The sequence below is a fragment of the Ralstonia sp. 25mfcol4.1 genome (assembly GCF_900104095.1).
Lineage (GTDB): Bacteria > Pseudomonadota > Gammaproteobacteria > Burkholderiales > Burkholderiaceae > Cupriavidus.
Map to the genome: position 1 here is coordinate 234,363 of NZ_FNJO01000006.1, position 21,164 is coordinate 255,526.

Below are 21,164 nucleotides of genomic sequence, written 5' to 3' on the forward strand. Positions count from 1 at the left end.
CGTCCGGCTGGCGCTGCTGAGGCGGCGGGCACATCGGCACGCCCGATCATTTTCACTGCGGGAGTGAAAGTCCTGCCGGATTATCCTGCTTTTTCGAGAACGTTGCGGCGACGATAATGCGACGCATAGCCGATTTTCCAATTCTCGATCCGGAGCCCACCATGAATTTCACCGACGCCGTCCTGTCCCGCCATACCGTCAAGGCGTACGAAGGCGGCCAGACCCTGCCGCAGGACCAGGTGGACATGCTGCTGGCGTGGCTGCACAACAGCCCGTCGTCGGTCAACTCGCAGCCGTGGCATTTCGTGGTGGCGTCGACGCCCGAAGGCCGCGAGACCATCGCGAAGGCCGCCACCGGCACGTTTTCGTACAACCATCCGAAGATCGTCGATGCCTCGCACGTGATTGCGCTGTGCATGCGTGCCGACCTGGACGAAGCCCACCTGCGCGCCGTGCTGGCGCAGGAGGAACGCGACGGCCGGTTCAAGGTGGAAGGCGCCCGCGAAGGCCAGGACAAAAGCCGCCGCTCGTATGTGGACCTGCACCGCTACACGCTGCGCGATGTGCCGCAATGGATGGAAAAGCAGGTTTACCTGGCGCTGGGCGGCCTGCTGCTGGGCGCCGCCATGCTTGGCATCGACGCGACGCCGATGGAGGGCTTCGACGCTGGCGCGCTGGACTCGGCGCTGAACCTGCGTGAGCGCGGCCTGACCAGCGTCGTGCTGGTGTCGCTGGGCCGCCGCAGCGAAAAGGACTTCAATGCCGGCCTGCCGAAATCCCGCCTGCCGAAAGAGGCGGTGTTCACGCATATCTGAAGCCGGCGAGGCCGGACGGCGCTCTGGCCTCGTCTACCCTTTCCTGCGGTGACGTCAGGTCTGCGGGTCAGCCAGCAACCATTGGCCGGTGACCGGGCATACCCAGACTCTCTGGCCATCGCGCCGCACCTGTTCTTCCTCGACCTGCGCCGCGGCTGCCGGGTCATGGTCGAACGTCACGCGTAGCGCGCGGGCCACCCGGGCATCTTCCATGGGCAGTTCCCAGGTCAGGAACAGCTGCGTGTTGTCATGCCCGTCCTGGCTGGCGGGGAAATCGGCGGGATCGAAGCGCGCCGCGCCGCGCGGCACCACGCCATGTGGCTGGCAGGTATCGAACAGCAGCACCGTGCCGCGATGCAGGGGGATGCGCAGGTCCAGCGATGGAAAATGCACTTCCTGTCCCTTGTCGTCGCTCAGGAACAGATTGCAGAAGGCCGCGCCGCCGTACTGGTCGCCGTCATGGTGGTACCGGGCGCCCCGGCAGGCCATCAACGCGATATCGCTCTGGGCCAGCAGGCCCGGCAGGCCCAGTGACGCCGTCCAGTCGGCCACGGCCTGCACGCAGCGCGCGTAATCGGGCCAGCGCATCCGCGCACGGGCCAGCGGCATGACTTCGACGTCGCCGGGCTCCAGCGTCATCTGCGACGCAATCTCGCGCGCCCAGTCCGCCAGCAGCCGCGCCGGCGGGGCCGGAATGCCCACCGTATCCGACAAGATCCGCTCGCTCACGCGCCGGCTGCGCATGGCGTCCCCGTTTCGGAAACAGGAAGTCAGGCCTGGCGGCGAAGGCGGCGGGGAAGCGGGATGGCGGTCGTCGGGCATGGCCGGCAGTGTAACGCCGGCCAACGCGGTGCCGCCACGTGGCGCAGGCCTAGCGCCTGCCCGTGCAGTCGTACGGCGCGAACAGTGCCACCACCCAGTCCACGAACGCACGAAGTCTGGCGCTCTGGTTCCTCGACGGGTGGAACACGATATGCAACGGATGCAGTGGCCGGCTCCATTCGGGCAGCAGTTGGACCAGCGCGCCGGTTTTCAGATGCGGCCGCGCCATGAAGCCGAAGGTCTGTGCCACGCCCAGGCCGCTGACCAGCGCCGTCAGGTGGGCCGTGCTCTCGTTGACGAACACGCCGTGCCGGCTGCGCACGTCCACGTCGACGCGCTCGCCATCGCGCTCGAACAGCAGCGGCATCACGCGGCCCGTGAGCGACGAGAAGTAGCCCACCACGTCGTGGTCGGTCTGCAGCGCGGCCGGGTGCGCCGGCTTGCCGCGCGCGGCAACGTACGGCGCGGCCGCGTAGGTGCCCCAATCGAGGCTGGCGACATGCCGGGCGATCAGGGACGTATCGGTCAGGTCGCCGCCCCGGATCACGCAATCGACGGCGTCGCCGATCAGGTCGACATGGCGGTCGCCAACGCCGACTTCGAGCTGGATTTCGGGATACATCGCGCGGAAGGACGGCAGGTTGGGCAGCAGGATCAGGTTGGCCAGCGACGACCCGACGTCCACGCGCAGGCGCCCGCGCGGTGCGCCGCGGGCATCGGCAAACAGCGTGTCCATTTCGTCCACATCGGCCAGCACCTTGACCGCGCGGCGGTAGTACGCCTGCCCCTCGTCGGTCACCACCACCTTGCGGGTGGACCGCTGGAACAGCTTGATGCGCAGGTGCGACTCCAGATCCTGGATCAGCTTGGTGACGGTGGGACGCGGAATGTTGAGCGTGTCGGCGGCCTTGCTGAAACCGCCGGATTCGGCGATGCGCACAAACACGCGCAGGGCTTGCATTTGATCCATGGGCAGGGAAGGCGAAAAAACGGCAGGGAGGGTGGGACCGCACGCAGTATGCCTGATTATTCATGATGATGAATAATGATTTAATTTTCTGGGTGTTTATTCGCAAATCATTAATGCCTACAGTCAAGCCATCCACTCTTCAACACGAAAGGAAACATCATGAGCAAGCGACTGGAAGGCAAGATCGCCCTGGTAACCGGCGGCACGAGCGGCATCGGACTGGCTGCCGCACAGGACCTGGCCCGCGAGGGCGCGAAGGTGTATGTGACCGGCCGCCGCCCGGCGGAACTCGACAAGGCCGTGGCAGCCATCGGCCATGGCGCGGTAGGCGTGCAGGGCGACGTGACCCGCGAGGCCGACCTCGATGCGCTGGTCAACACGATCCGCGAGGGCGATGGGCGCCTGGACGTGCTGTTCGCCAATGCCGGCGGCGGCACCATGGCGCCGCTGGGCGAGATCACGGCGCAGCATTTCGACGATACGTTCAATCGCAATGTCCGCGCCGTGGTGTTCACGGTGCAGAAGGCGCTGCCGCTGATGGGCAAGGGCGGTTCCATCATCCTGACCGGCTCGATCGCCGGATCGACGGGCACGCCGGCGTTCAGCATCTACAGCGCCTCGAAGGCGGCGGTGCGCGGCCTGGCCCGCAGCTGGGTGCTGGACCTCAAGGATCGCGGCATCCGCGTGAACGTGGTGAGCCCCGGTTCCACGCACACGGTGGGGCTGGCCGAACTGGGCGGCGACACCAAGGCCGGGCAGGACGGGCTGCTGGGCTACCTGGCGTCGCTGGTGCCGATGGGCCGGCTGGGCGCCCCGGAGGAAATCGCCCGCGTGGTGACGTTCCTGGCGTCCGACGATTCGAGCTTCATCAACGGCGCCGAAATCGCCGCCGATGGCGGACAGGCGCAGGTCTGAGCGGCCGGCATGGTTTGGACGATATCGTCCGGGCAAAAAAACAGCCACCCGAGGGTGGCTGTTTGCTTAAAACGCGATGGCGCGTCGAAGGCGCGCGGTCCAGCTATCAGCCCTTCAGCACCTGGCCGATGGCATTCGCCACCACACCGACGTTGCGCTCGTTCAGGCCGGCCACGCACATGCGGCCAGAGCGCAGCACGTAGACGCCGTGCTCGTTCTTCAGGCGGTCCACCTGGTCGGCCGACAGGCCCGTGTAGGTGAACATGCCGCGCTGCTTGATGTAACGCGACAGCTTTTCGCCGCTGACATGCTCGCGCAGCTGGTCGTGGATGGCCTGGCGCATGCGCGTGATGCGCTGGCACATGGCTGCCAGTTCCGTTTCCCAGCTCTGGCGCAGGGCCGGCGTGGTCAGCACGCGGGCCACCACGCGGGCGCCGTGGGTGGGCGGGTTGCTGTAGTTGGCGCGCACGGCGCCGGTCAGCTGGCCCAGCACGCGGCTGGCTTCGTCGGCGCTCTGGCAGATCACGGAGAGCCCGCCGCAGCGCTCGCCGTATAGCGAGAAATTCTTCGAGAACGAGTTGGCCACCAGCGCGGGCACGTTCTGGCGGGCCAGTTCGCGCACGGCAAAGGCGTCGTCGTCCAGGCCCGAGCCAAAGCCCTGGTAGGCCATGTCGACGAACGGCAGCAGCTTGCGAGCCTTCAGCACGCCGATCACCTGGCGCCACTGGTCTTCGTTCAGGTCCACGCCGGTCGGGTTGTGGCAGCAGGCGTGCAGCAGCACGATGCCGCCCTGCGGAATGGCGTGGATGGCCGCCAGCATGGCGTCGAACTTGAGGCCGCCGGTTTCGGCGTCGTAGTACGGGTAGGTATTGACCTTGAAGCCGGCGCGTTCGAACACCACGCGGTGGTTTTCCCAGCTCGGGTTGCTGATCCACATTTCCGCGGTCGGGAAATAGCGTTTCAGGAAGTCGGCACCCACGCGCAGTGCGCCCGAGCCGCCCAGCGTCTGCAGCGTGGCGATACGGCCTTCGGCGCGGGCGGCGCAGTCGTCGCCGAACACCAGCGCCTGCACGGCCTGGCGGTACGCGGCGATGCCGGCCATCGGCAGGTAGGGGCGCGGGCCCATGTCCGACAGGAGCGCGGCTTCGGCTTCGGCCACGGCCTGCATGACGGGCAGGCGGCCTTCGTCGTCAAAGTAGATGCCGATGCTCAGATTGACCTTGTTGGTACGCGGGTCCTGCTGAAAATCCTCGTTGAGCGAGAGGATCGGGTCACCGGGAAAGGCTTCGATGTGTTCGAACATGGGATGCGTCTGGCTTGCGGGTTCAGGGGGGCAGCGGCCCGGTGCGCACACGGGCCGCTCAGGCAGGTTACTGGATCTGGGCGCTCGCGGCGGGCATGGCCGAACCGGCGTTCTTCTGCCGGAGGCGATAGCTTACGCCAAGAATGACCAGCCAGACCGGAATCAGGTAGACCGAAATGCGCAGGCCCGGCGTCAGGAACATCACCACCAGGATGCCGGCCAGGAAGATCAGCGTCACGTAGTTCGTCAGCGGGTAGCCCAGGCTCTGGAACGCCGTGGTCTTGCCTTCGGCGCGCTTGGCGCGGCGGAACATCAGGTGAATGATGCTGATCATGGCCCAGTTGATGATCAGGGCCGAGACCACCAGTCCCATCAGCAGTTCGAAGGCTTCGCCGGGCATGAAGTAGTTGACCAGCACGCAGAGGCCGGTGGCCAGGGCCGATACGCCCAGCGCGGCCAGCGGAATGCCGCGACGGTTCACCTTCATCAGCGCACGCGGGGCGTTGCCCTGTTGCGCCAGGCCCAGCAGCATGCGGCTGTTGCAGTAGACGCCGCTGTTGTAGACCGACAGCGCCGCCGTCAGCACCACCACGTTCAGCACGGTGGCCACGATATCGCTGTTCATCGCATGGAAGATCAGCACGAACGGGCTGCCCCCGGTGACCACCTTCTGCCACGGGTACAGCGACAGCAGCACGGCCAGCGCGCCAACGTAGAAGATCAGGATGCGGTAGATCACCTGGTTGGTGGCCTTGGGGATGCTCTTGCCCGGGTTGTCGGCCTCGGCAGCGGTAATGCCCACCAGCTCCAGGCCGCCGAACGAGAACATGATCACGGCCATCGCCATCACCAGTCCGCCCAGCCCGTTCGGGAAGAAGCCGCCGTGCTGCCACAGGTTGGCCACGCTCGCTTCGGGGCCGGCGCCGCCGGTACCCAGCATGTAGCCGCCAAAGCCGATCATGCCGACGATGGCCGCGACCTTGATGATCGAGAACCAGAATTCCATCTCGCCGAACGATTTCACGCTGGCCAGGTTGATGGCGTTGATGACGACGAAGAAGCCCAGCGCCGACACCCATGTCGGGATGCCCGGCCACCAGTACTGGACGTAGATGCCCACCGCCGACAGTTCGGCCATGCTGACCAGGATGTACAGCACCCAGTAGTTCCAGCCGGACATGAAGCCGGCAAAGTGGCCGCAATACTTGTTGGCGAAGTAGCTGAACGAGCCGGCCACCGGTTCGTCGACGACCATCTCGCCCAACTGGCGCATGATGAAGAACGCGACGATGCCGGCCAGCGCGTAGCCCAGCAGCACGGACGGGCCGGCCAGCTTGATGGTCTGGGCGATGCCCAGGAACAGGCCGGTGCCGATGGCGCCGCCTAGCGCAATCAGCTGGATATGGCGATTCTTCAGGCCACGCTTGAGCGTGCCTTGGCTATCGGAAGCATGCATTGGGGTGTCTATCCTCTACCCATTCTTGTGGAATGGCGGCGCGCCTCTTTGGGATTGGGCGCTTTGAAAAAACGCCGGCGCGGGTAACGCCGGACGCAGGGGTGCGCGCCGGCGAAAACCCGGGAGTTTACCGGCACACGCTTGGAAAAGCAGGGAATTGGGTCGGCCCGGTTCAGCGCCGGGCCGGATGCGTCACACCTTCAGCGTGCCGCGCTCGATCTGGTCGCGTTCGAGTGATTCGAACAGCGCCTTGAAGTTGCCTTCACCGAAGCCATCGTCGCCCGAACGCTGGATGTATTCGAAGAACACCGGGCCCAGCACGGTCTTCGAGAAGATCTGCAGCAGCAGGCGCGGCCGGCCGCCTTCGGTGGTGCCGTCCACCAGGATGCCGCGGGCCTTGAGCTGGTCCACCGGCTGGCCGTGGCCCGGCAGGCGGGTGTCCAGGGCCTGGTAGTAATAGTCGTTCGGGGCGGTCATCAGTTCGACGCCGGCCAGTTGCAGGCTGTCGATGACGTCGATCAGGTTGTCCACGGCAAAGGCGATGTGCTGGATGCCTTCGCCGTTGAATGCCATCAGGAATTCCTCGATCTGGCCCGCACCCTTGGACGATTCCTCGTTCAGCGGAATGCGGATCTTGCCGTCCGGCGCGGTCATCGCCTTCGAGGTCAGGCCCGTGTACTCGCCCTGGATGTCGAAATAGCGGATTTCGCGGAAGTTGAACAGACGTTCGTAGAAGTTAGCCCAGTAAGCCATGCGGCCACGGTAGACGTTGTGCGTCAGGTGGTCGATCAGCTTGAGGCCGTGGCCCTTCGGGTGGCGGTCCACGCCCTCGATATATTCGAAGTCGATGTCATAGATCGACTTGCCGTCCTCGAAGCGGTCGATCAGGTACAGCGGCGCGCCGCCAATGCCCTTGATGGCCGGCAGCCGTAGTTCCATCGGGCCCGTGGCGATCTCGATCGGCTGGGCGCCCAGCATCAGCGCGCGGTTGTACGCCTTGTGCGAGTCCTTGACGCGGAAGGCCATGCCGCAGGCGCTGGGGCCGTGTTCGGCGGCGAAATAGGCGGCTTCGCTATGCGGCTCGTTGTTGACGATGAAGTTGATGTCGCCCTGGCGATACAGCACCACGTCCTTCGAGCGGTGACGGGCCACCAGCGTAAAGCCCATTTTCTCGAACAGCGGTTCCAGCACGTTGGGCGTGGGCGAGGCGAATTCAACGAACTCGAAGCCCATCAGTTGCATCGGGTTTTCAAACAGGTCGGCCATGATCGGAGCACCTCGGGGGCGAGAGAGGGGATGGAAATAATATTTCGGTGAGGCAGCCGCGCGAGTGGCTTGGGGGACGCTTGGCGCGCTGCGCAACGTGAGGAAATTGTAGAACCCGCCCCGCTAAATAGGATTTCGTAAGGCACGCAGGGAAACCCTGAAAGATGAGATAAGATTTCGTCAAACCGCCATCTCAGGAAATCAGAATGCAGCAAACCGACCTCGACCGCATCGATCGCCGCCTGCTGGCGGAGCTGCAGGAACATGGGCGCGCCACCAACCTGGAACTGTCCGAGGCGATCAACCTGTCCCCGGCCCAGACGCTGCGACGCCACCGCCGCCTGGAGGAGGGCGGCATCATCAAGCGTTACGAGGCGCGGCTCGACAGCAACGCGCTGGGATTTGGCGTGACGGCGTTCATCCACGTGACGATGGAACGCGGCCATATTCGCGATTTGTCCAAATTCAAGGGACTGGTGGCGGAACTCGCCCAGATCCAGGAATGCTTCTCCGTGACCGGCGACATCGACTACGTACTGAAGGTCGTGGCCAGGGACCTGAAGTCGCTGTCCGATTTCCTGCTCGACACCCTGATGCGCATCCCCGGCGTGAGCGGCGTGAAGTCAAGCGTGTGCCTGGACGAAATCAAGTGCACAAGCGCGATGCCGCTGGATTTGTGAGCAGGGTTGCGGATGAACGAGTGAAAAGCCCGCCATGTGCGGGCTTTTTGTTTTGTTGGGTTAGGGAAATCGGAGATATGCGATTTTTGTGAGCGGTGCCTCGTGCTAGAGATGTGGGGCTTGTCCAAAATCTCTCGGAGGTCAGAAATGTCGTACTCTCGTAGCACAAGAAACCAGCCATATGGGGGGATTATCAATCTAGAAAAGGGTCAGGTGGACCGATGAGAGATATTCGATTTTTCTTGCGAGATATGGATCCCACCAGTACCGGCGGGCAGTTGATTGTCACGGACCACGGTTTCATTGATATGGGGAAGGCAGTAGGGTCCGAAGGCGATGTGGCAACCTGCCCTGCGTGTAAATCGACCGGGCGTGTATTCAATAACTGTTTTCCGGACTTCGATCAGGACGGCAGACAGGCGTTGGTATCTGGCGCTCGGGTCTATTGCGAGTGTACCGAGAAACCACTTGTTATTGAAACTCAGTATGACTCGTGGGTTGAAATCTGTGATGCGCGCTCGCTTGCTCCAGCGTCGGTGCAAGATTGTCAGTCGGACAGTGATGACGAAGTAATTGAGCAGTATTTTGAGGTAGTAAATACCGGGTCGGGTGAACGGGTGACCGGCCTGCGCTACGATCTTTACATCGACGGCGAGATGGTATTCAGGGATCAATTGATGGATAACGGGTGCACTCAAGCCGTGGCGGGGCAATGCTATTTAGAAGCGGTTATTTGGCATGAGGGGCGGCAGGCATGAGCTACGATTCGGAAACGAGATTGCTGGCCGCGATTGCTTATGGCGAATCGTCACCGAAGAATGTCTATGAGGAAATGGCGGCCATTGCCAGCGTCAGGCAAATGAAGGCACGTGGATATCAAACTATGGCCATCTTCACGACCAAGGAGCGGTCCTTCAGTTTTGTCGTGGCCGACGGTAATCAAAGATTTGCAAAGCTAATGAAATCGACGGATGCTCAAATAGAAAAATCGCCTGAGATGTCTGTCGCAATAGCGGCGGCACAAAATGCCTTTGCGGATGGTGTAGACCACTCAAATGGCGCATATTTCTGAGATGGTGCCGATATCAAATCAAACTACAAGGCTCATCAGAAGGTTAGAGCGGGAATATATTTCTCCGATCCGCGACACAACATCTATGATGTCAAAGCGACGGATGGCGAGTATGAGCTATCGATCGTTGTCAAGAAGAGACGACGCGGAAAAATCGTTCAGGAACGAAAGGTTATAGGAACATATCCATACACTTACGAATCCACTGCGGCCCATGGAGGAACGATATTTTGGAAATTTGGGAGCGAATGGCTGAAGATTTCCAGAGGAAAGGCGCACAGGTAATGCGATTCGCGCCATCTGTATTTTTACTTGTCGGTTGCTGTTCCGTTGCCCACGCGCAGCCGCCGCAAGCTGTCATCGAAAGTTGCCTGCTCGGGTATTCAACGGCTGCCGGCATTTCCGTCGTGATGGGGGCGAGCGGCCATCAGGTGGTTGAGGACGTTCCCGGCTACCGCTTGACCTGGCCGGAGCGGTTGCCCGGTGTCCGCGTCGGATACGCTGTCAGCAAGGGCGGGGATAACGACTATGTATTTGTAGGCAGACGTCGCGGGTATATCCGGACGGCCATTCCACTTTCGCAATGGAAGCCGGCACCTTTGGAAGTCCCCTTGCGCGCTGGTTATGGCGTCGTGACACAGGGAACAAGCCGGTACGTATGTGTAGTGGAATCGACTGGGCAGGGCTCTGCGGCGTTCGTGATGGCCGGGTATATCGGTCGATTTGCGCCTGCCAAGGGAAAGGGCATACAGCTTTACTATGCCGTAGCGGACACCAAGACGTTCAAGGGATTCAAGTCAGATTGATTTTGCGGTTGGCGAGTAAAAGCAGCCCGCCATAGTGCGGGCTGATTGTTGTCGCTCCATAGGATTGGCTGTCAAAGCCTACCGCACCTCCATCAAATCCTTCCCCACCACAATCCGGCCGCTGTAGTGCTTGCGGACGTCGGCGGCCCACATTTCGTCGGTGATGCGGTCGTCATCGCCGGGCACGAAGTGGCTGAGCACCAGCGTTTTCACGCCCGCCGCCGCGGCGATGCGGCCGACGTCTTCAGTCAGGGTGTGGCTTTCCAGGAAGTGCTTCCTGATGGTGGCGCCGTTGGCCACGCGGGCCACCAGGGCGTCGATGCCCGGGCCGTACATGGCCTCGTGCACCAGCACGTCGGCGCCCTTGGCAAATTCGGCCAGTTTCGGGTTGTAGGCGGTGTCGCTGGAAAACACGATGGTGCGGTCGGCCGTCTCGAACCTGTAGGCGAAGTTGTCGACGATGGGCGGGTGGGGCGTGCGGAAGGCCGTCACCTTGACGTCGGCGTTTTGCAGGACCACGCCGTTGTCGGTGATATCGGTGGCTTCCACGAGCTTGCGGATGTCGGGACGGCCTTCGTCGGCGATGCGCGTGTCGATGTCGAAGCGGTTCAGCGCCCAGTAGGTGCGCGTCATTTCGGCGGTTCCGGCGGGCCCGTAGGCATGCACGGTCTGGTTCAGGCCCGTGGCCCATGCGTTGTAGATCAGGTTGCCGTATTCGAGATCGTGGTCCGAATGGTGGTGGCTGATGAACACGTAGCGCAGCGCCGACAGCGGCACGCCGGCGTTGACCATCTGGCGTGACACGCCCGAGCCGCAGTCGATCACGTAGGGCACGCCGTTGATCAGCAGCAGGTTGGCCGGGTTCGAGCGCGACCCGCCCACGCGTGGGCCGCCCTTGGTGCCCAGGAGGATCAGCCGGGTGCCGCCCGGCCCGGCGGCCGGTTGAGCGAACGGGATCTGGGGCAGCAGGGCGGCGCCGGCGGCGGCCACGCCCAGGCCAAGCACCTTGCGGCGTCGGGGCTGGAACACGTGTTGTCTCCTTGATGTTGTGATTGGCCGTCGCGCCGACATTGAAATCGGAAAACAGCCAGAATAGGCAGGCACAACCTTAGCGCCGGCCTTCGCACATCATCAAGGCACGAATGGAACGTTCAGTGGGACAAAGCGAACCCGGGGACGCGGGCTTCGGCGAATCACTGGTCGATCTTGCGCATGGCCTCGGTAATATCCCGGGCGTCGTTCGGGCGCACCAGGCGCGCCACTTCCTTTCCGTCGCGCAGGAACACCAGCGTGGGCCAGAGCTTGACGCGGAACGAGCGCCCCAGCGGACGGCCGCTGCCATCCTCCACCTTGATATGGCCGATGGCCGGATGCTGGCCGAAGGCCGATTCGATCAGCGGCTGCGCGCGCTGGCAGAAGCCGCACCAGGGGGTGCCGAACTCCAGGATGGTGGCGCCGCGCAGCGCATCGATCTCGTCGCGCGACGGCTCCGTCGTGGCAAAAGTGTGGGTCATGCTCATCGGTTGGGACTCCGTCGATACATGGGATCTGGTGAAGGCTTATGCCCCGACACGCGATTTCCGCGCCAGCGGCGTAGCCGTCATTCTGCCAGCGACAGCGGGCGCGCGTGCGCCGGCGGCCCGGTAAGAATTTCCCACCATGCCGGCAAAAGCGCCTGCACTTCGGCGCGCGCATAGCGATCGTCGATCAGCCAGACCACGCCGCGGTCCTGCTGGGTGCGGATCACCCGGCCGGCGGCCTGCACCACCTTGCGCAGGCCGGGATACAGGTAGGCGTAGTCGTAGCCTTGTCCGAAGACGGTTTCCATGCGCTCGCGCAGCTGCTCGTTGACCGGATTGATCTGCGGCAGGCCCAGGGTGGCCACGAAGGCACCGATCAGGCGGTCGCCGGGCAGGTCCACGCCCTCGGAAAATACCCCCCCGAGCACCGCGAAGCCGATGCCCTGGCCGCCGGGTGCGAAGGCGTCCAGAAAGGCTGCCTGGCCCGCCTCGGTCATACCGCGCGCCTGCGACCAGGCGGGAATGCCGGGGTGCTGTTCGGCCAGCAGCGCAGCCGCCTGCTGCAGATAGTCGTGGCTGCTGAAGAACGCCAGGTAGTTGCCTGGACGCCGCGCAAACTGGTCGGCCATCAGTTGCACGATGGCGGGCAGCGAGCGCCGGCGCTGTGCGAAGCGCGTGGAAATATGGCGCGCGACGTGTACATCGAGCTGCTCGGCCTGAAATGGCGAAGGCACTTCCACGCCTACCGCGCTGGCGGGCAGACCCAGCAGGTTGCGGTAGTAGTCGGCGGGCTGCAGCGTGGCCGAGAACAGGGTGGTCGAATGCGCGCCCGCGAAGCGCGGGGCCAGGTAGGGGGCCGGCAACAGGTTGCGTATGCACAGGTCGGCGTCGAAGCCAGTCCGCTTGCGCGGCGTGCGCGTGATGTCGAACAGCGAATGCTTGCCGCCGTATTCGGTCATCTGCTCGGCCAGCCGCAGGAAATGCATGGCATCGAAATAGAAGCGTTCCAGCGCGGCGTCGTGCCGCTGCGGATGGTCGCTCATGTCGTCGATGATGGCCGTGCAAAGCTGCACCAGCGCCTCCACGAACGCGGCGGGCTCCTCGTCGCGCGTTTCGTACGCGGCATCGCCGGACTTGGCCAGCGCATGCCACTGCCGGTAGACGCGGTCCATCGGACGCTTCAGCGCCGCCGGCGCGGCGAGCCGCACGCCCCGGAACGCCGCATGGTCGAGCGTGGACGTGTACATCGCACGGCCCCGGTCCACGAGGTTGTGCGCTTCGTCCACCAGCACGCTGACGCGCCATTCGTTCATCGCGGTCAGCATGTACAGCAGCGCGCTGCGGTCGAAGTAGTAGTTGTAGTCGCCAACCACCAGATCGCTCCAGCGGATCATCTCCTGGGCCAGGTAATACGGGCAGACCTGGTGTGCGCGGGCGATGTCGCGCGTGGTGGCGCGGTCCAGCAGCGGCGCGCGGCTGGCGGCGTCGCGGGCAGCGGGCAGGCGGTCGTAGAAGCCCTGCGCCAGCGGGCACGATTCACCGTGGCAGGCCAGGTCGGGGTGTTCGCAGGCCTTGTCGCGGGCGGTCAGCTCCAGCACGCGTAGCGGCGTTTCGTCGGCGTTCTGCCTGAGCTGCCGCGTGGCATGCAGCGCCACGGCGCGCCCCGTGGATCGCGCCGACAGGAAGAACACCTTGTCGATGCGCTGCGTCGGCATGGCCTTGAGCGCGGGAAACACCGTCCCGATCGACTTGCCGATGCCCGTCGGGGCCTGCGCCAGCAGCGTGCGCGCCGACGCATTGGCCTTGTAGACCGATTCCGCCAGCAGCCGCTGCCCATCGCGGAACGTGCCGTGCGGGAAGGCCAGCGCGGCCAGCCCGGCGTCGCGGCCCGCGCGATGCGCGGCCTCGCGCTCGGCCCAGTGCATGAAGCGGCGGCAGCTGTCCTCGAAGAATTCGCGCAGTGCCTGGGCCTCGAATCGTTCCTTGAGCACGCGTTCCTGCTGGCTCACGATGTCGAAATACACCAGCGCGACGTCGATCTGCTTCAGTTCGCGGGACTGGCACAGCAACCAGCCGTAGATCTTGGCCTGGGCCCAGTGCAGCGCCTGGTGGTTCTGCGGAATCTCCACCTTCTGACCGCGCACCGTCTTGATTTCTTCCACGCGGTTGGTCACCGGGTTGTAGCCATCGGCCCGCCCGCGCACCCGCAGGCCCTCGAAATCGCCCGACAGGGCTACCTCGGCCTCATAGCCCGGCCCGCGCCGGCTTGTCACCACGCCATGCCCGGCCACGCCCTCCTGCCCCGTGGGTGAGGGCGTGAAGCGCAGGTCGAGGTCGCCCGCCTTGGCCGTGAACTCGCACAGGGTGCGCACGGCGACGGTATAGCGGGGCGGGTTGGTGGATGTGGCGGACAAGACGCAAAGGGGGTGGAAGATCGCGGGACTGTATGAATATACAGTGATCGGACACCGACAGGAAATCCCCGCGCGGGAATCTAAGATGGAAACCGGCCTGAAAGGAGAACGTTCCGATGCATCCGCTCAAGATCGCCACCTTCAATATCAACGGGGTACGCACGCGCCTGCAGGCGCTGTTGAACTGGCTGGAACGCGAGGCGCCCGACGTGGCCTGCCTGCAGGAGCTGAAGACGGTGGACGAGGGGTTTCCGATCGACGAGATCCGCGCGGCCGGCTACGGGGCGATCTGGCACGGGCAGAAGTCCTGGAATGGCGTGGCGATCCTGGCCAGGGGCGCCGATCCCGTGGAGGTGCGACGCGGACTGCCGGGCGGCGACGAGGACACGCAGAGCCGTTACCTGGAAGCCGCCGTGGAGGGCGTGCTGATCGCGTGCCTGTACCTGCCCAACGGCAATCCTCAGCCGGGCCCGAAGTTCGACTACAAGCTGGCGTGGTTTGAACGGCTGATCCAGCATGCGCAGACCCTGCTGGAGAGCGGCCACCCGGTGGTGATCGCCGGCGACTACAACGTGGTGCCCACCGATGACGACATCTACAACACGCGTTCATGGCTCAAGGATGCGCTGTTGCAGCCGGAAAGCCGCGAATGTTACCGGCGTCTGCTGGCGCAGGGATGGACCGATGCGCTGCGGGCGCGCTATCCCGACGAGAAGATCTACACGTTCTGGGATTACTTTCGCCAGCACTGGCAGACCAATTCGGGGCTGCGGATCGACCACCTGCTGCTGAGCCCGGGCATGCGGATGCGTGATGCCGGCGTCGACAAATGGGTGCGCGGCGAGGAGAAGGCCAGCGATCATGCGCCGGCATGGGTGGTGATCGACGCTGGCGGCGGGGAGCCGGCCGGAACAGCGACGAAGGCTGCGGCGAAGGTAGCGACGAAGGTAGCGGCGAAGGAGTCCGTTACAAAAAAGTCGGCGGCAAGGAAGGCGCCCGTAAGGAACGCGCCTGCAAAGGAGGCCGTTGCAAAGAAGGCCGCCACGAAGAAGGCCGGCTCGTAAACAAAAAATCGCCGGGGGACGATCCCGGCGTCGGAGAAATGGTGACGCCCGTCGCGAGAGCGGACAGCTGGCGTCGGGCGCCTGAACCGGGGCGCCCAGAAAACTGTTCAGGCCAGGCGGGTCATCAGGCCATCGCCGGTTCGTGCTCCGTCACCGCGCACATCGACCCGCGCACGGCGCCCAGCAGCATGTCGGCCGCGGCGTCCAGCCGGTCGCTGGAGCCCGACATCCGCGCGGTGATGATGCCGTTCTGGATCGCGCCATACAGCACCTTGGCCAGCAACTGCGGCGGCACCGGGTACGGCTGGCCGCGTTCGGTTTCGGCGCGGCGCAGCAGGTTCGCGATCCAGGTTTCATTCGCCTGGAAATGCGCCTGCAGGTAGCTGCGGATCGCATCGGGCAGTGCCAGCACCTCGGCGGACAACATCCCGGCCAGGCAGATCTGGTTCAGCTCGATATCGTTGCGCAACGGGCCCACATATCGCTCCGCCTGCTCGATCAGCGGCAGCGATGTGTCGATGGCCGCCAGCCGGGCCTGCGAGCGTTCACGGTACAGGCGCACCACTTCCAGCACCAGGTCGTCCTTGGCCGGGAAGTAGTAGTGGATGCTCGATGTCTTCACGCCTACCAGCTCCGCGAGGTCGCGGTAGCTGAAACCGTTGTAGCCCCGTTGCCGGATCAGCACGGAGGCGTGCTCGAGCAATTGATCGCGTACGGAATGCGTTTTCATGTCAACTGTCCGCGCCTTTTGTGGCGATGGACCCTCCGGTTGTTCGCCCGTCCGTCCTCTCAGATGGACAGCGTCTGCGCAACCAGCGAGAGGACTGCGCCGCTGGTGAGGCAGAGCACCACCCAGCCGCCCAGGATCAGGGCTGTGTCACGCAAGGTCATGATGAAACTCCAGGTATCTGTTGCGGCCGTGCCCCGTCATTTACCGGGTCACGGCCGTTGCGGGGGCTCAGACGAGGGCGCCGTCGGTGTACACGTCGAAGTTGCGCGACGGTTCGGACGACACACCCGTGCGGTCCAGGCCGGCGACGGTGCGGGCACCATCGGTGTACGGGTCGAACTTGCCGATCTTGGCGCCGTCGGTGAACGGGTCGGCCTTGCCGACGCGTGCGCCATCGGTGTAGGCGTCGCGGTTGCCGATGCTGGCCACCAGGCCGTCGCGGTTGGTCACGCGGGCACCGTCGGTGAAGGCGTCCCGGTTACCGATGCGGGCGCCTTCGGTGAAGGCATCGAACTTGCCCTGGCGGGCGCCATCGGTAAATGCGCTGCGCTGGTCTTGCACGCGATAGCTGTAACCGTAGACTTCGCCGGTCTTTTGCGCGGCGGGGGCTGCCTGGACGGCGCCAGTCACAAAGGCGGCGGCGAGGGCGGCGGCGGTAACGATGGTCTTGGCGTTCATGATGCTCTCCTTTGCAAGGTCGGCGATCCCGGTTCGTGTGTGGATCGCTGGCCGATGTCTGTGCTGCGAATCAGGGGTCTTTGTTCTGGCTGCTATCTACTGCTAGATAGATACGTTGCGCTAAAAAAAAGACCGCTTCCGGTACTGACAAACAACCTGATGATGCTTGGATTCGGCTGCGCTGCTTGTTTCGTTTGCTGCGTTGCGTCGTCCATGGCTCGAATATTATCTACTACTAGATAGATAAGCAAGGAGAATTTGAAGAAATTCCGATGTGCAAGGTGGAGGGTTTGCTCTACGCGCCCCTCCATTCTATGGTAATCCGTTGAATTTAAATGAGAAAACGGCGACGCCCCGCGCTGGGACCTCGCCGCCCTTGCATCAGCCGTACGGCCAGGTTTACCGCTTGCCGATCGTGAAAGCGATCTCGCCGACACCTTCGACGCCAGCTGTCACGGCATCACCGGGGTTCAGGGCGCCCACACCCGCCGGGGTGCCGGTGAAGATCAGGTCGCCGGGTTGCAGGGCCATGGCCTCCGAGATATAGGCGATGACGTCGGCCACGGGCCAGATCAGTTCGGTCAGGTCGCCCTCCTGGCGCATTTCGCCATTAACCTTGAGCCAGATGGCGCCCTTGGCCGGGTGGCCGATTGCCGAGGCCGGTTGCAGCGGGCCGCACGGGCCCGACGCGTCGAACGACTTCGACCAGTCCCACGGGCGGCTCATTTTCTTGGCCACGTCCTGCAGGTCGCGGCGCGTCAGGTCGACGCCCACGCCATAGCCCCACACGAGATCCAGCGCCTGTTCGGGTTTGACGTTGGTGCCGGCCTTGCCGATGGCCACCACCAGTTCGATCTCGTGATGCAGGTTTTCGGTCAGTGGCGGATACGGCACGGTGCCTTCGGCTGCCACCACGGCGTCAGCCGGCTTGGTGAAGAAGAACGGCGGTTCGCGGTCAGGGTCCTTGCCCATTTCGCGGGCGTGCGCGGCGTAGTTGCGGCCCACGCAGAACACGCGGCGGATCGGAAAACGGGCCTGGCTGCCGGCAACGGCCACGCTGGCCTGCGGCGCGGGTTGGATCACGAAATCGGTCATGTCTCGCTCTGTCTTTCTATCAGTGGGAAAGGATTGCCCGGGTTACTTCGCAAACACCTGGCTCAGGTCGCCAAACGCCTTGAATTCGAGGGCGTTGCCCGACGGGTCCAGGAAGAACATCGTGGCCTGTTCGCCCACCTGGCCCTTGAAGCGCACGTGCGGTTCGATCACGAACTTCGTGCCCGCGGCCCGCAGTTTGTCTGCTAGGCGTTCCCATTCGGCCATCGGCAGGATCGCGCCGAAATGGCGTACCGGGACATCGTCGCCATCCACGGCACTGGTGGCGCGATGGCCGCATTCGTCCGGCGACAGGTGCGCCACGACCTGATGGCCGTAGAAGTTGAAGTCCACCCAGGCGTCCGAACTGCGCCCTTCGGGGCAGCCCAGCAGGTCGCCATAGAACTGGCGTGCGGTGGCGAGGTCGTGAACCGGAAAGGCAAGGTGGAACAGGGGAATGGCGCTCATCGCTGTGGCTCTTTGGAGAGGCGGTTGTGGAGTGTGTCGTTGATTGTAATCAGCAGAACTCGTAATATGAAACGAATCATTTTTTGACTAAGTATCGAAAATTTCGATGCTTGAATCGCGCCTTGCTACGCTACTTCAAGACTTTCCTGGTGGCCGCCGAAACCGGCTCGTTTTCCGCCGCCGGCACGCGGCTGGGCCTGACGCAATCGGCGGTCAGCACGCAGATCCGCCGCCTGGAAGACGATCTGGGCTGCACGCTGTTCGACCGCACTGGCAAATCGGTGGCCTTGAGTGACGAAGGCCGCCAGATGCTGGACGATGCCGCGCGGATGGTCGGGCTTTACGAATCGATGAAAGGTGCGCGGGCCCACCGCGACATGGCGCCGCTGGACCTTGGCGCCGTGTCCACCGTGCAATCGAGCCTGCTGCCCCAGGCGATGCAGCGTTTCAGGGTGGCGCACCCCGACACCCACGTGAACATCGTGCCGGGCATGTCGACCCAGTTGCTGACTCAGGTGGATGCCCGCGAACTGGATATCGCCGTGCTGGTGAAGCCACGCCTCGGCATTCCGCCGGAACTGAAATGGGTGCCGCTGATCCGCGAACGGTTCGTGGCCGTGGCGCCGCCCGACGCGCCGGACACCCTGAAGACGTTGCTGGAGACCGTGCCGTTCATCCGCTACAACCGCCACTCCACGGGTGGGCAGCTGGTGGATCGGTACCTGCGGCGCCACCGGCTGTGGGTGCGCGAGGGCATGGAGCTGGACGAGCCCGCCGTGATCCTGCAGATGGTGAGCGAAGGGTTGGGCTGCGCGATCATTCCGTCGGCACTGGTGCCGCTGCGGCAGACCCCTCACATCAAGGAAGTGCCGATGCCGGGCCAGCCGCTGTATCGCGAGATCGGGGTGCTGGTGCGGCAGTCGGCGCTCAAGCGAGCGTCGGCTGCCGCCCTGATCGACGCGTTCGTGGTGGCCAGCCGCGAACGCTGAGGGGAAAGGCGGGACAGGGGATTCTCAGGCCCGTGCCGGCTGTGGGGTGGCTTCCGGCGCCTTGCGGCGCACCATTAGCGCCAGCAGCGCGGCCACCAGGCAGGCGCTACCCGCAACGTACAGCGCCGGCGAGTAGGTGAGCCACAGCGTGCGTGACAGCCCGGCGCCAAACGCCGCCGTGGCCGCGCCTATCTGGTGCGCGGCGAAGATCCAGCCGAACACCATCGGGGCGCGCTCGCGGCCGAACGTGCTGCCGGCCAGCTTGATGGTGGGCGGTACCGTGGCGATCCAGTCCAGACCGTAGAACATGGCGAACACAGACAGGCCATAGAGCGTGAATTCCGAGTGCGGCAGCCAGAACAGCGACAGGCCGCGCAACGCGTAGTACCAGAACAGCAGCTTGCGGCTGTCGTAGCGATCCGACAGCCAGCCGGACATGATGGTGCCGACGAAGTCGAACGCGCCCATCATCGCCAGCGCCGAGGCGGCTGGTACGGCTGACATGCCAAAGTCTGCGCACAGTGCGATGAAGTGCGTCTGGATCAGCCCGTTGGTCGACAGTCCGCAGATAAAGAAGGTGCCGGCCAGGATCCAGAACGTCTGCGTGCGGGCTGCCTCGCGCAGCACCACGAACGGACCCGACCATGACAGGGGCGCGGCTGGCGCCGGCGCCGCGGCAACCGCCGCCGGCACTTCGCCATAGGGCGCCAGGCCGACGTCGGCCGGCCGCCCGCGCAGGAAACCCAGCACCACCACCGCCAGCGCGGCACATGCCGCCAGCACGGGCAGCACTGCCACGCGCCAGCCCATATGCTCGATCAGCCATGCCGCGACAGGCAGGAAGGCGAGTTGTCCCGTGGCGGAACTGGCGGTGAGCACACCGATGACCAGCCCGCGCCGCGCCGTGAACCAGCGGTTGGCCACCAGGGCGGCCAGCACCAGGGCCGTGAGCCCGGAGCCGACGCCCAGCATCAGGCCCCAGGCCACGAACAGCTGCCAGATCTGCGTGGAGACCGTCGCCAGTGCCATGCCACCGGCAATCAGCGCCAGGGCCGCACAGACGACATTGCGAACACCGAATCGCTCCATCAGGATGGCCGAGAACGGCGCCATCAGCCCGAACAGCGCAAAGCGGAAGGCCAGGATCGATGACACCTGGTCGGTACTCCAGCCCATCTCGGTGGTCAGCGGTTTCAGGAAGGCGCCGGGCAGGCCGAGCGCGGCGGAAGTGGTCAGCATCACGCAGAACGTGATGGCGGCGACGATCCACGCGTAGTGGATGCCGCGCCGGTCCAGCCGGCTGGATAGGGCTTGCGCAAACATGGGGCTCCGTTGGGGGCGATGGGGTGGAAGGAGGAAAGGCATCGACGGTTATGGCGCGATGCCCAAGGCGATCAGGCCGGGGCGGCCTCGCCGGCGTTCAGCAGCCAGGCGCGGGCGGCGTCCAGGATGTCGTCGGAAAGGGGATCCCCGGCGGTGGCGCGTGCCAGCGTGACGGCACCGACCATCGTGGCCATTTCCAGCAGGGCAGTGCGGTGCGCGAGGGCGTCGTCAGCACCGGGCCCCGCCGCTGTCGCATCGGGTGCGAGCGTCTTCCAGGCGTCCAGCAGCTGCCGGATGCCATCCAGAAAGGCGCCGCGCACGGGCTTGCCGGCTGGTTCGCGCGCCACGTCGCCAACCAGTGCCGACGCCGGGCAACCATGTTCGGGTGCATCGCGATGCACTTCGCCGAGGTATTGATCCACCAGAAAGCGCCGGGCTGCGTGCGTGTCGCCGCCGGCCTGTTCGATCCGCTGCCGCCAGCGCGCCGCCGAATCGGCAAAGGCACGCGCACAGCCCACCGCCGCCAGTTCGTCCTTCGACGAAAAATGACCGTAGAAACCGCCATGGGTCAGTCCGGCGTCAGCCATCACCTGCGCCACCGTGACGCCGTGCAGGCCGTGTTGGCGGAACAACCGTGCCGACGCAGCCTCGATGGCTGTCCTATGCTGATCGGCGACTGCCCGTGATGCACGTGCCATGTCGATCTCCTTGTCGCAAATTCTTGAAAAACGAGCTTGACCGCAGTTTAGATGATGTCCATACTTTATTCAATAGATGTCGA

21 protein-coding genes and 1 pseudogene are annotated in these 21,164 nt (G+C 64.4%); 8 read left to right on the top strand and 14 right to left on the bottom strand.

What is annotated here, in order from left to right; genetic code table 11:
• Positions 1 to 161: 161 nt before the first annotated feature.
• Positions 162 to 815 carry an oxygen-insensitive NAD(P)H nitroreductase gene (nfsB, locus tag BLQ58_RS13215; protein WP_029050753.1) on the top strand — a complete coding sequence of 218 codons (654 nt, stop codon included), beginning with the start codon at positions 162 to 164 and terminating at the stop codon, positions 813 to 815.
• Between the two features lie 54 nt (positions 816 to 869).
• Here nfsB and BLQ58_RS13220 read toward each other — a convergent pair whose 3' ends face one another.
• On the bottom strand, positions 870 to 1,559 hold the full coding sequence (locus BLQ58_RS13220; RefSeq protein ID WP_343654877.1) for a hypothetical protein: 690 nt from the start codon (positions 1,557 to 1,559) through the stop codon (positions 870 to 872).
• 127 nt (positions 1,560 to 1,686) lie between these two features.
• Positions 1,687 to 2,607 carry a LysR family transcriptional regulator gene (locus BLQ58_RS13225; protein WP_029050751.1) on the bottom strand — a complete coding sequence of 307 codons (921 nt, stop codon included), beginning with the start codon at positions 2,605 to 2,607 and terminating at the stop codon, positions 1,687 to 1,689.
• A 159-nt stretch (positions 2,608 to 2,766) separates the two neighbouring features.
• Here BLQ58_RS13225 and BLQ58_RS13230 point away from each other — a divergent pair, with 159 nt between their 5' ends.
• The gene (locus BLQ58_RS13230; protein WP_029050750.1) at positions 2,767 to 3,522 is read left to right on the top strand and encodes an SDR family NAD(P)-dependent oxidoreductase; all 756 of its coding nucleotides are present in this window, start codon (positions 2,767 to 2,769) and stop codon (positions 3,520 to 3,522) included.
• Positions 3,523 to 3,628: 106 nt separating this feature from the next.
• On the opposite strand, the gene BLQ58_RS13235 is transcribed toward BLQ58_RS13230, so the two are convergent.
• The 3 genes from BLQ58_RS13235 to hppD form a co-directional block, all read right to left on the bottom strand.
• Positions 3,629 to 4,825, bottom strand: a complete 1,197-nt coding sequence (locus BLQ58_RS13235) for an amino acid aminotransferase (RefSeq protein ID WP_029050749.1) — start codon at positions 4,823 to 4,825, stop codon at positions 3,629 to 3,631.
• A 67-nt stretch (positions 4,826 to 4,892) separates the two neighbouring features.
• Positions 4,893 to 6,281, bottom strand: a complete 1,389-nt coding sequence (locus BLQ58_RS13240; RefSeq protein ID WP_029050748.1) for an amino acid permease — start codon at positions 6,279 to 6,281, stop codon at positions 4,893 to 4,895.
• Positions 6,282 to 6,473: 192 nt separating this feature from the next.
• Positions 6,474 to 7,547, bottom strand: a complete 1,074-nt coding sequence (gene hppD, locus BLQ58_RS13245; protein WP_029050747.1) for a 4-hydroxyphenylpyruvate dioxygenase — start codon at positions 7,545 to 7,547, stop codon at positions 6,474 to 6,476.
• 206 nt (positions 7,548 to 7,753) lie between these two features.
• On the opposite strand from hppD, the gene BLQ58_RS13250 reads away from it, so the two are divergent.
• The 4 genes from BLQ58_RS13250 (at position 7,754) to BLQ58_RS28800 (ending at position 10,105) form a co-directional block, all read left to right on the top strand.
• On the top strand, positions 7,754 to 8,227 hold the full coding sequence (locus tag BLQ58_RS13250) for an Lrp/AsnC family transcriptional regulator (protein WP_029050746.1): 474 nt from the start codon (positions 7,754 to 7,756) through the stop codon (positions 8,225 to 8,227).
• Between the two features lie 221 nt (positions 8,228 to 8,448).
• Positions 8,449 to 8,985, top strand: a complete 537-nt coding sequence (locus tag BLQ58_RS13255) for a PAAR domain-containing protein (RefSeq protein WP_139186107.1) — start codon at positions 8,449 to 8,451, stop codon at positions 8,983 to 8,985.
• Positions 8,982 to 9,299 (top strand): hypothetical protein, encoded by a 318-nt coding sequence (locus BLQ58_RS29485; RefSeq protein ID WP_254775928.1) that lies wholly within the window; start codon positions 8,982 to 8,984, stop codon positions 9,297 to 9,299. Before BLQ58_RS13255 ends, BLQ58_RS29485 begins: the two co-directional genes overlap by 4 nt.
• A 248-nt stretch (positions 9,300 to 9,547) precedes the next feature.
• Positions 9,548 to 10,105 carry a hypothetical protein gene (locus BLQ58_RS28800; protein WP_139186108.1) on the top strand — a complete coding sequence of 186 codons (558 nt, stop codon included), beginning with the start codon at positions 9,548 to 9,550 and terminating at the stop codon, positions 10,103 to 10,105.
• A 78-nt stretch (positions 10,106 to 10,183) separates the two neighbouring features.
• Here the strand turns inward: BLQ58_RS28800 and BLQ58_RS13265 are convergent, their stop codons facing one another.
• From BLQ58_RS13265 to BLQ58_RS13275, 3 genes are all read right to left on the bottom strand, one after another.
• A complete protein-coding gene (locus BLQ58_RS13265; protein ID WP_029050743.1) occupies positions 10,184 to 11,134 on the bottom strand; it encodes an MBL fold metallo-hydrolase in 951 nt (316 codons plus the stop codon).
• Positions 11,135 to 11,298: 164 nt separating this feature from the next.
• Positions 11,299 to 11,625 carry a thioredoxin family protein gene (locus tag BLQ58_RS13270; RefSeq protein ID WP_029050742.1) on the bottom strand — a complete coding sequence of 109 codons (327 nt, stop codon included), beginning with the start codon at positions 11,623 to 11,625 and terminating at the stop codon, positions 11,299 to 11,301.
• Between the two features lie 80 nt (positions 11,626 to 11,705).
• A complete protein-coding gene (locus tag BLQ58_RS13275; RefSeq protein WP_049815800.1) occupies positions 11,706 to 14,039 on the bottom strand; it encodes an ATP-dependent DNA helicase in 2,334 nt (777 codons plus the stop codon).
• A 116-nt stretch (positions 14,040 to 14,155) separates the two neighbouring features.
• Between BLQ58_RS13275 and xth the strand changes: the two are divergent.
• Positions 14,156 to 14,932 (top strand): annotated as a pseudogene (xth, locus tag BLQ58_RS13280) (exodeoxyribonuclease III); the annotation flags it as partial.
• A 295-nt stretch (positions 14,933 to 15,227) separates the two neighbouring features.
• Here the strand turns inward: xth and BLQ58_RS13285 are convergent.
• The 4 genes from BLQ58_RS13285 to BLQ58_RS13300 all read right to left on the bottom strand — a co-directional run bounded on the left by BLQ58_RS13285 (position 15,228) and on the right by BLQ58_RS13300 (position 18,071).
• A complete protein-coding gene (locus BLQ58_RS13285) occupies positions 15,228 to 15,833 on the bottom strand; it encodes a TetR/AcrR family transcriptional regulator (RefSeq protein ID WP_029050740.1) in 606 nt (201 codons plus the stop codon).
• Between the two features lie 228 nt (positions 15,834 to 16,061).
• Positions 16,062 to 16,511, bottom strand: coding sequence for a hypothetical protein (locus BLQ58_RS13290; protein ID WP_029050739.1), 450 nt, complete (start codon positions 16,509 to 16,511; stop codon positions 16,062 to 16,064).
• Positions 16,512 to 16,910: 399 nt separating this feature from the next.
• On the bottom strand, positions 16,911 to 17,606 hold the full coding sequence (locus BLQ58_RS13295) for a fumarylacetoacetate hydrolase family protein (RefSeq protein WP_029050738.1): 696 nt from the start codon (positions 17,604 to 17,606) through the stop codon (positions 16,911 to 16,913).
• 42 nt (positions 17,607 to 17,648) lie between these two features.
• Entirely contained in the window at positions 17,649 to 18,071 is a 423-nt protein-coding gene (locus tag BLQ58_RS13300) for a VOC family protein (protein ID WP_029050737.1), read from the bottom strand.
• Between the two features lie 122 nt (positions 18,072 to 18,193).
• Here BLQ58_RS13300 and BLQ58_RS13305 point away from each other — a divergent pair, with 122 nt between their 5' ends.
• Positions 18,194 to 19,060 carry a LysR family transcriptional regulator gene (locus BLQ58_RS13305; protein WP_029050736.1) on the top strand — a complete coding sequence of 289 codons (867 nt, stop codon included), beginning with the start codon at positions 18,194 to 18,196 and terminating at the stop codon, positions 19,058 to 19,060.
• Positions 19,061 to 19,084: 24 nt separating this feature from the next.
• Here BLQ58_RS13305 and BLQ58_RS13310 read toward each other — a convergent pair whose 3' ends face one another.
• Positions 19,085 to 20,383, bottom strand: coding sequence for an MFS transporter (locus BLQ58_RS13310; protein ID WP_092598606.1), 1,299 nt, complete (start codon positions 20,381 to 20,383; stop codon positions 19,085 to 19,087).
• A gap of 71 nt (positions 20,384 to 20,454) precedes the next feature.
• Complete coding sequence (locus BLQ58_RS13315) at positions 20,455 to 21,081, bottom strand: TetR/AcrR family transcriptional regulator (RefSeq protein WP_029050734.1); 627 nt, start codon at positions 21,079 to 21,081, stop codon at positions 20,455 to 20,457.
• Positions 21,082 to 21,164: the final 83 nt, after the last annotated feature.

Bases quoted from the DNA above. Each gene is read 5' to 3' on its own strand.
- BLQ58_RS29485 (WP_254775928.1), top strand. From the start codon at position 8,982: ATGAGCTACGATTCGGAAACGAGATTGCTGGCCGCGATTGCTTATGGC.
- BLQ58_RS13255 (WP_139186107.1), top strand. From the start codon at position 8,449: ATGAGAGATATTCGATTTTTCTTGCGAGATATGGATCCCACCAGTACC.
- BLQ58_RS13240 (WP_029050748.1), bottom strand. From the start codon at position 6,281: ATGCATGCTTCCGATAGCCAAGGCACGCTCAAGCGTGGCCTGAAGAAT.
- nfsB (WP_029050753.1), top strand. From the start codon at position 162: ATGAATTTCACCGACGCCGTCCTGTCCCGCCATACCGTCAAGGCGTAC.
- BLQ58_RS13310 (WP_092598606.1), bottom strand. From the start codon at position 20,383: ATGTTTGCGCAAGCCCTATCCAGCCGGCTGGACCGGCGCGGCATCCAC.
- BLQ58_RS13285 (WP_029050740.1), bottom strand. From the start codon at position 15,833: ATGAAAACGCATTCCGTACGCGATCAATTGCTCGAGCACGCCTCCGTG.
- BLQ58_RS13295 (WP_029050738.1), bottom strand. From the start codon at position 17,606: ATGACCGATTTCGTGATCCAACCCGCGCCGCAGGCCAGCGTGGCCGTT.
- BLQ58_RS13315 (WP_029050734.1), bottom strand. From the start codon at position 21,081: ATGGCACGTGCATCACGGGCAGTCGCCGATCAGCATAGGACAGCCATC.
- BLQ58_RS13235 (WP_029050749.1), bottom strand. From the start codon at position 4,825: ATGTTCGAACACATCGAAGCCTTTCCCGGTGACCCGATCCTCTCGCTC.
- BLQ58_RS13300 (WP_029050737.1), bottom strand. From the start codon at position 18,071: ATGAGCGCCATTCCCCTGTTCCACCTTGCCTTTCCGGTTCACGACCTC.
- BLQ58_RS13290 (WP_029050739.1), bottom strand. From the start codon at position 16,511: ATGAACGCCAAGACCATCGTTACCGCCGCCGCCCTCGCCGCCGCCTTT.
- BLQ58_RS13250 (WP_029050746.1), top strand. From the start codon at position 7,754: ATGCAGCAAACCGACCTCGACCGCATCGATCGCCGCCTGCTGGCGGAG.
- BLQ58_RS13220 (WP_343654877.1), bottom strand. From the start codon at position 1,559: ATGCGCAGCCGGCGCGTGAGCGAGCGGATCTTGTCGGATACGGTGGGC.
- BLQ58_RS13270 (WP_029050742.1), bottom strand. From the start codon at position 11,625: ATGAGCATGACCCACACTTTTGCCACGACGGAGCCGTCGCGCGACGAG.
- BLQ58_RS13225 (WP_029050751.1), bottom strand. From the start codon at position 2,607: ATGGATCAAATGCAAGCCCTGCGCGTGTTTGTGCGCATCGCCGAATCC.
- BLQ58_RS13230 (WP_029050750.1), top strand. From the start codon at position 2,767: ATGAGCAAGCGACTGGAAGGCAAGATCGCCCTGGTAACCGGCGGCACG.
- hppD (WP_029050747.1), bottom strand. From the start codon at position 7,547: ATGGCCGACCTGTTTGAAAACCCGATGCAACTGATGGGCTTCGAGTTC.
- BLQ58_RS28800 (WP_139186108.1), top strand. From the start codon at position 9,548: ATGGCTGAAGATTTCCAGAGGAAAGGCGCACAGGTAATGCGATTCGCG.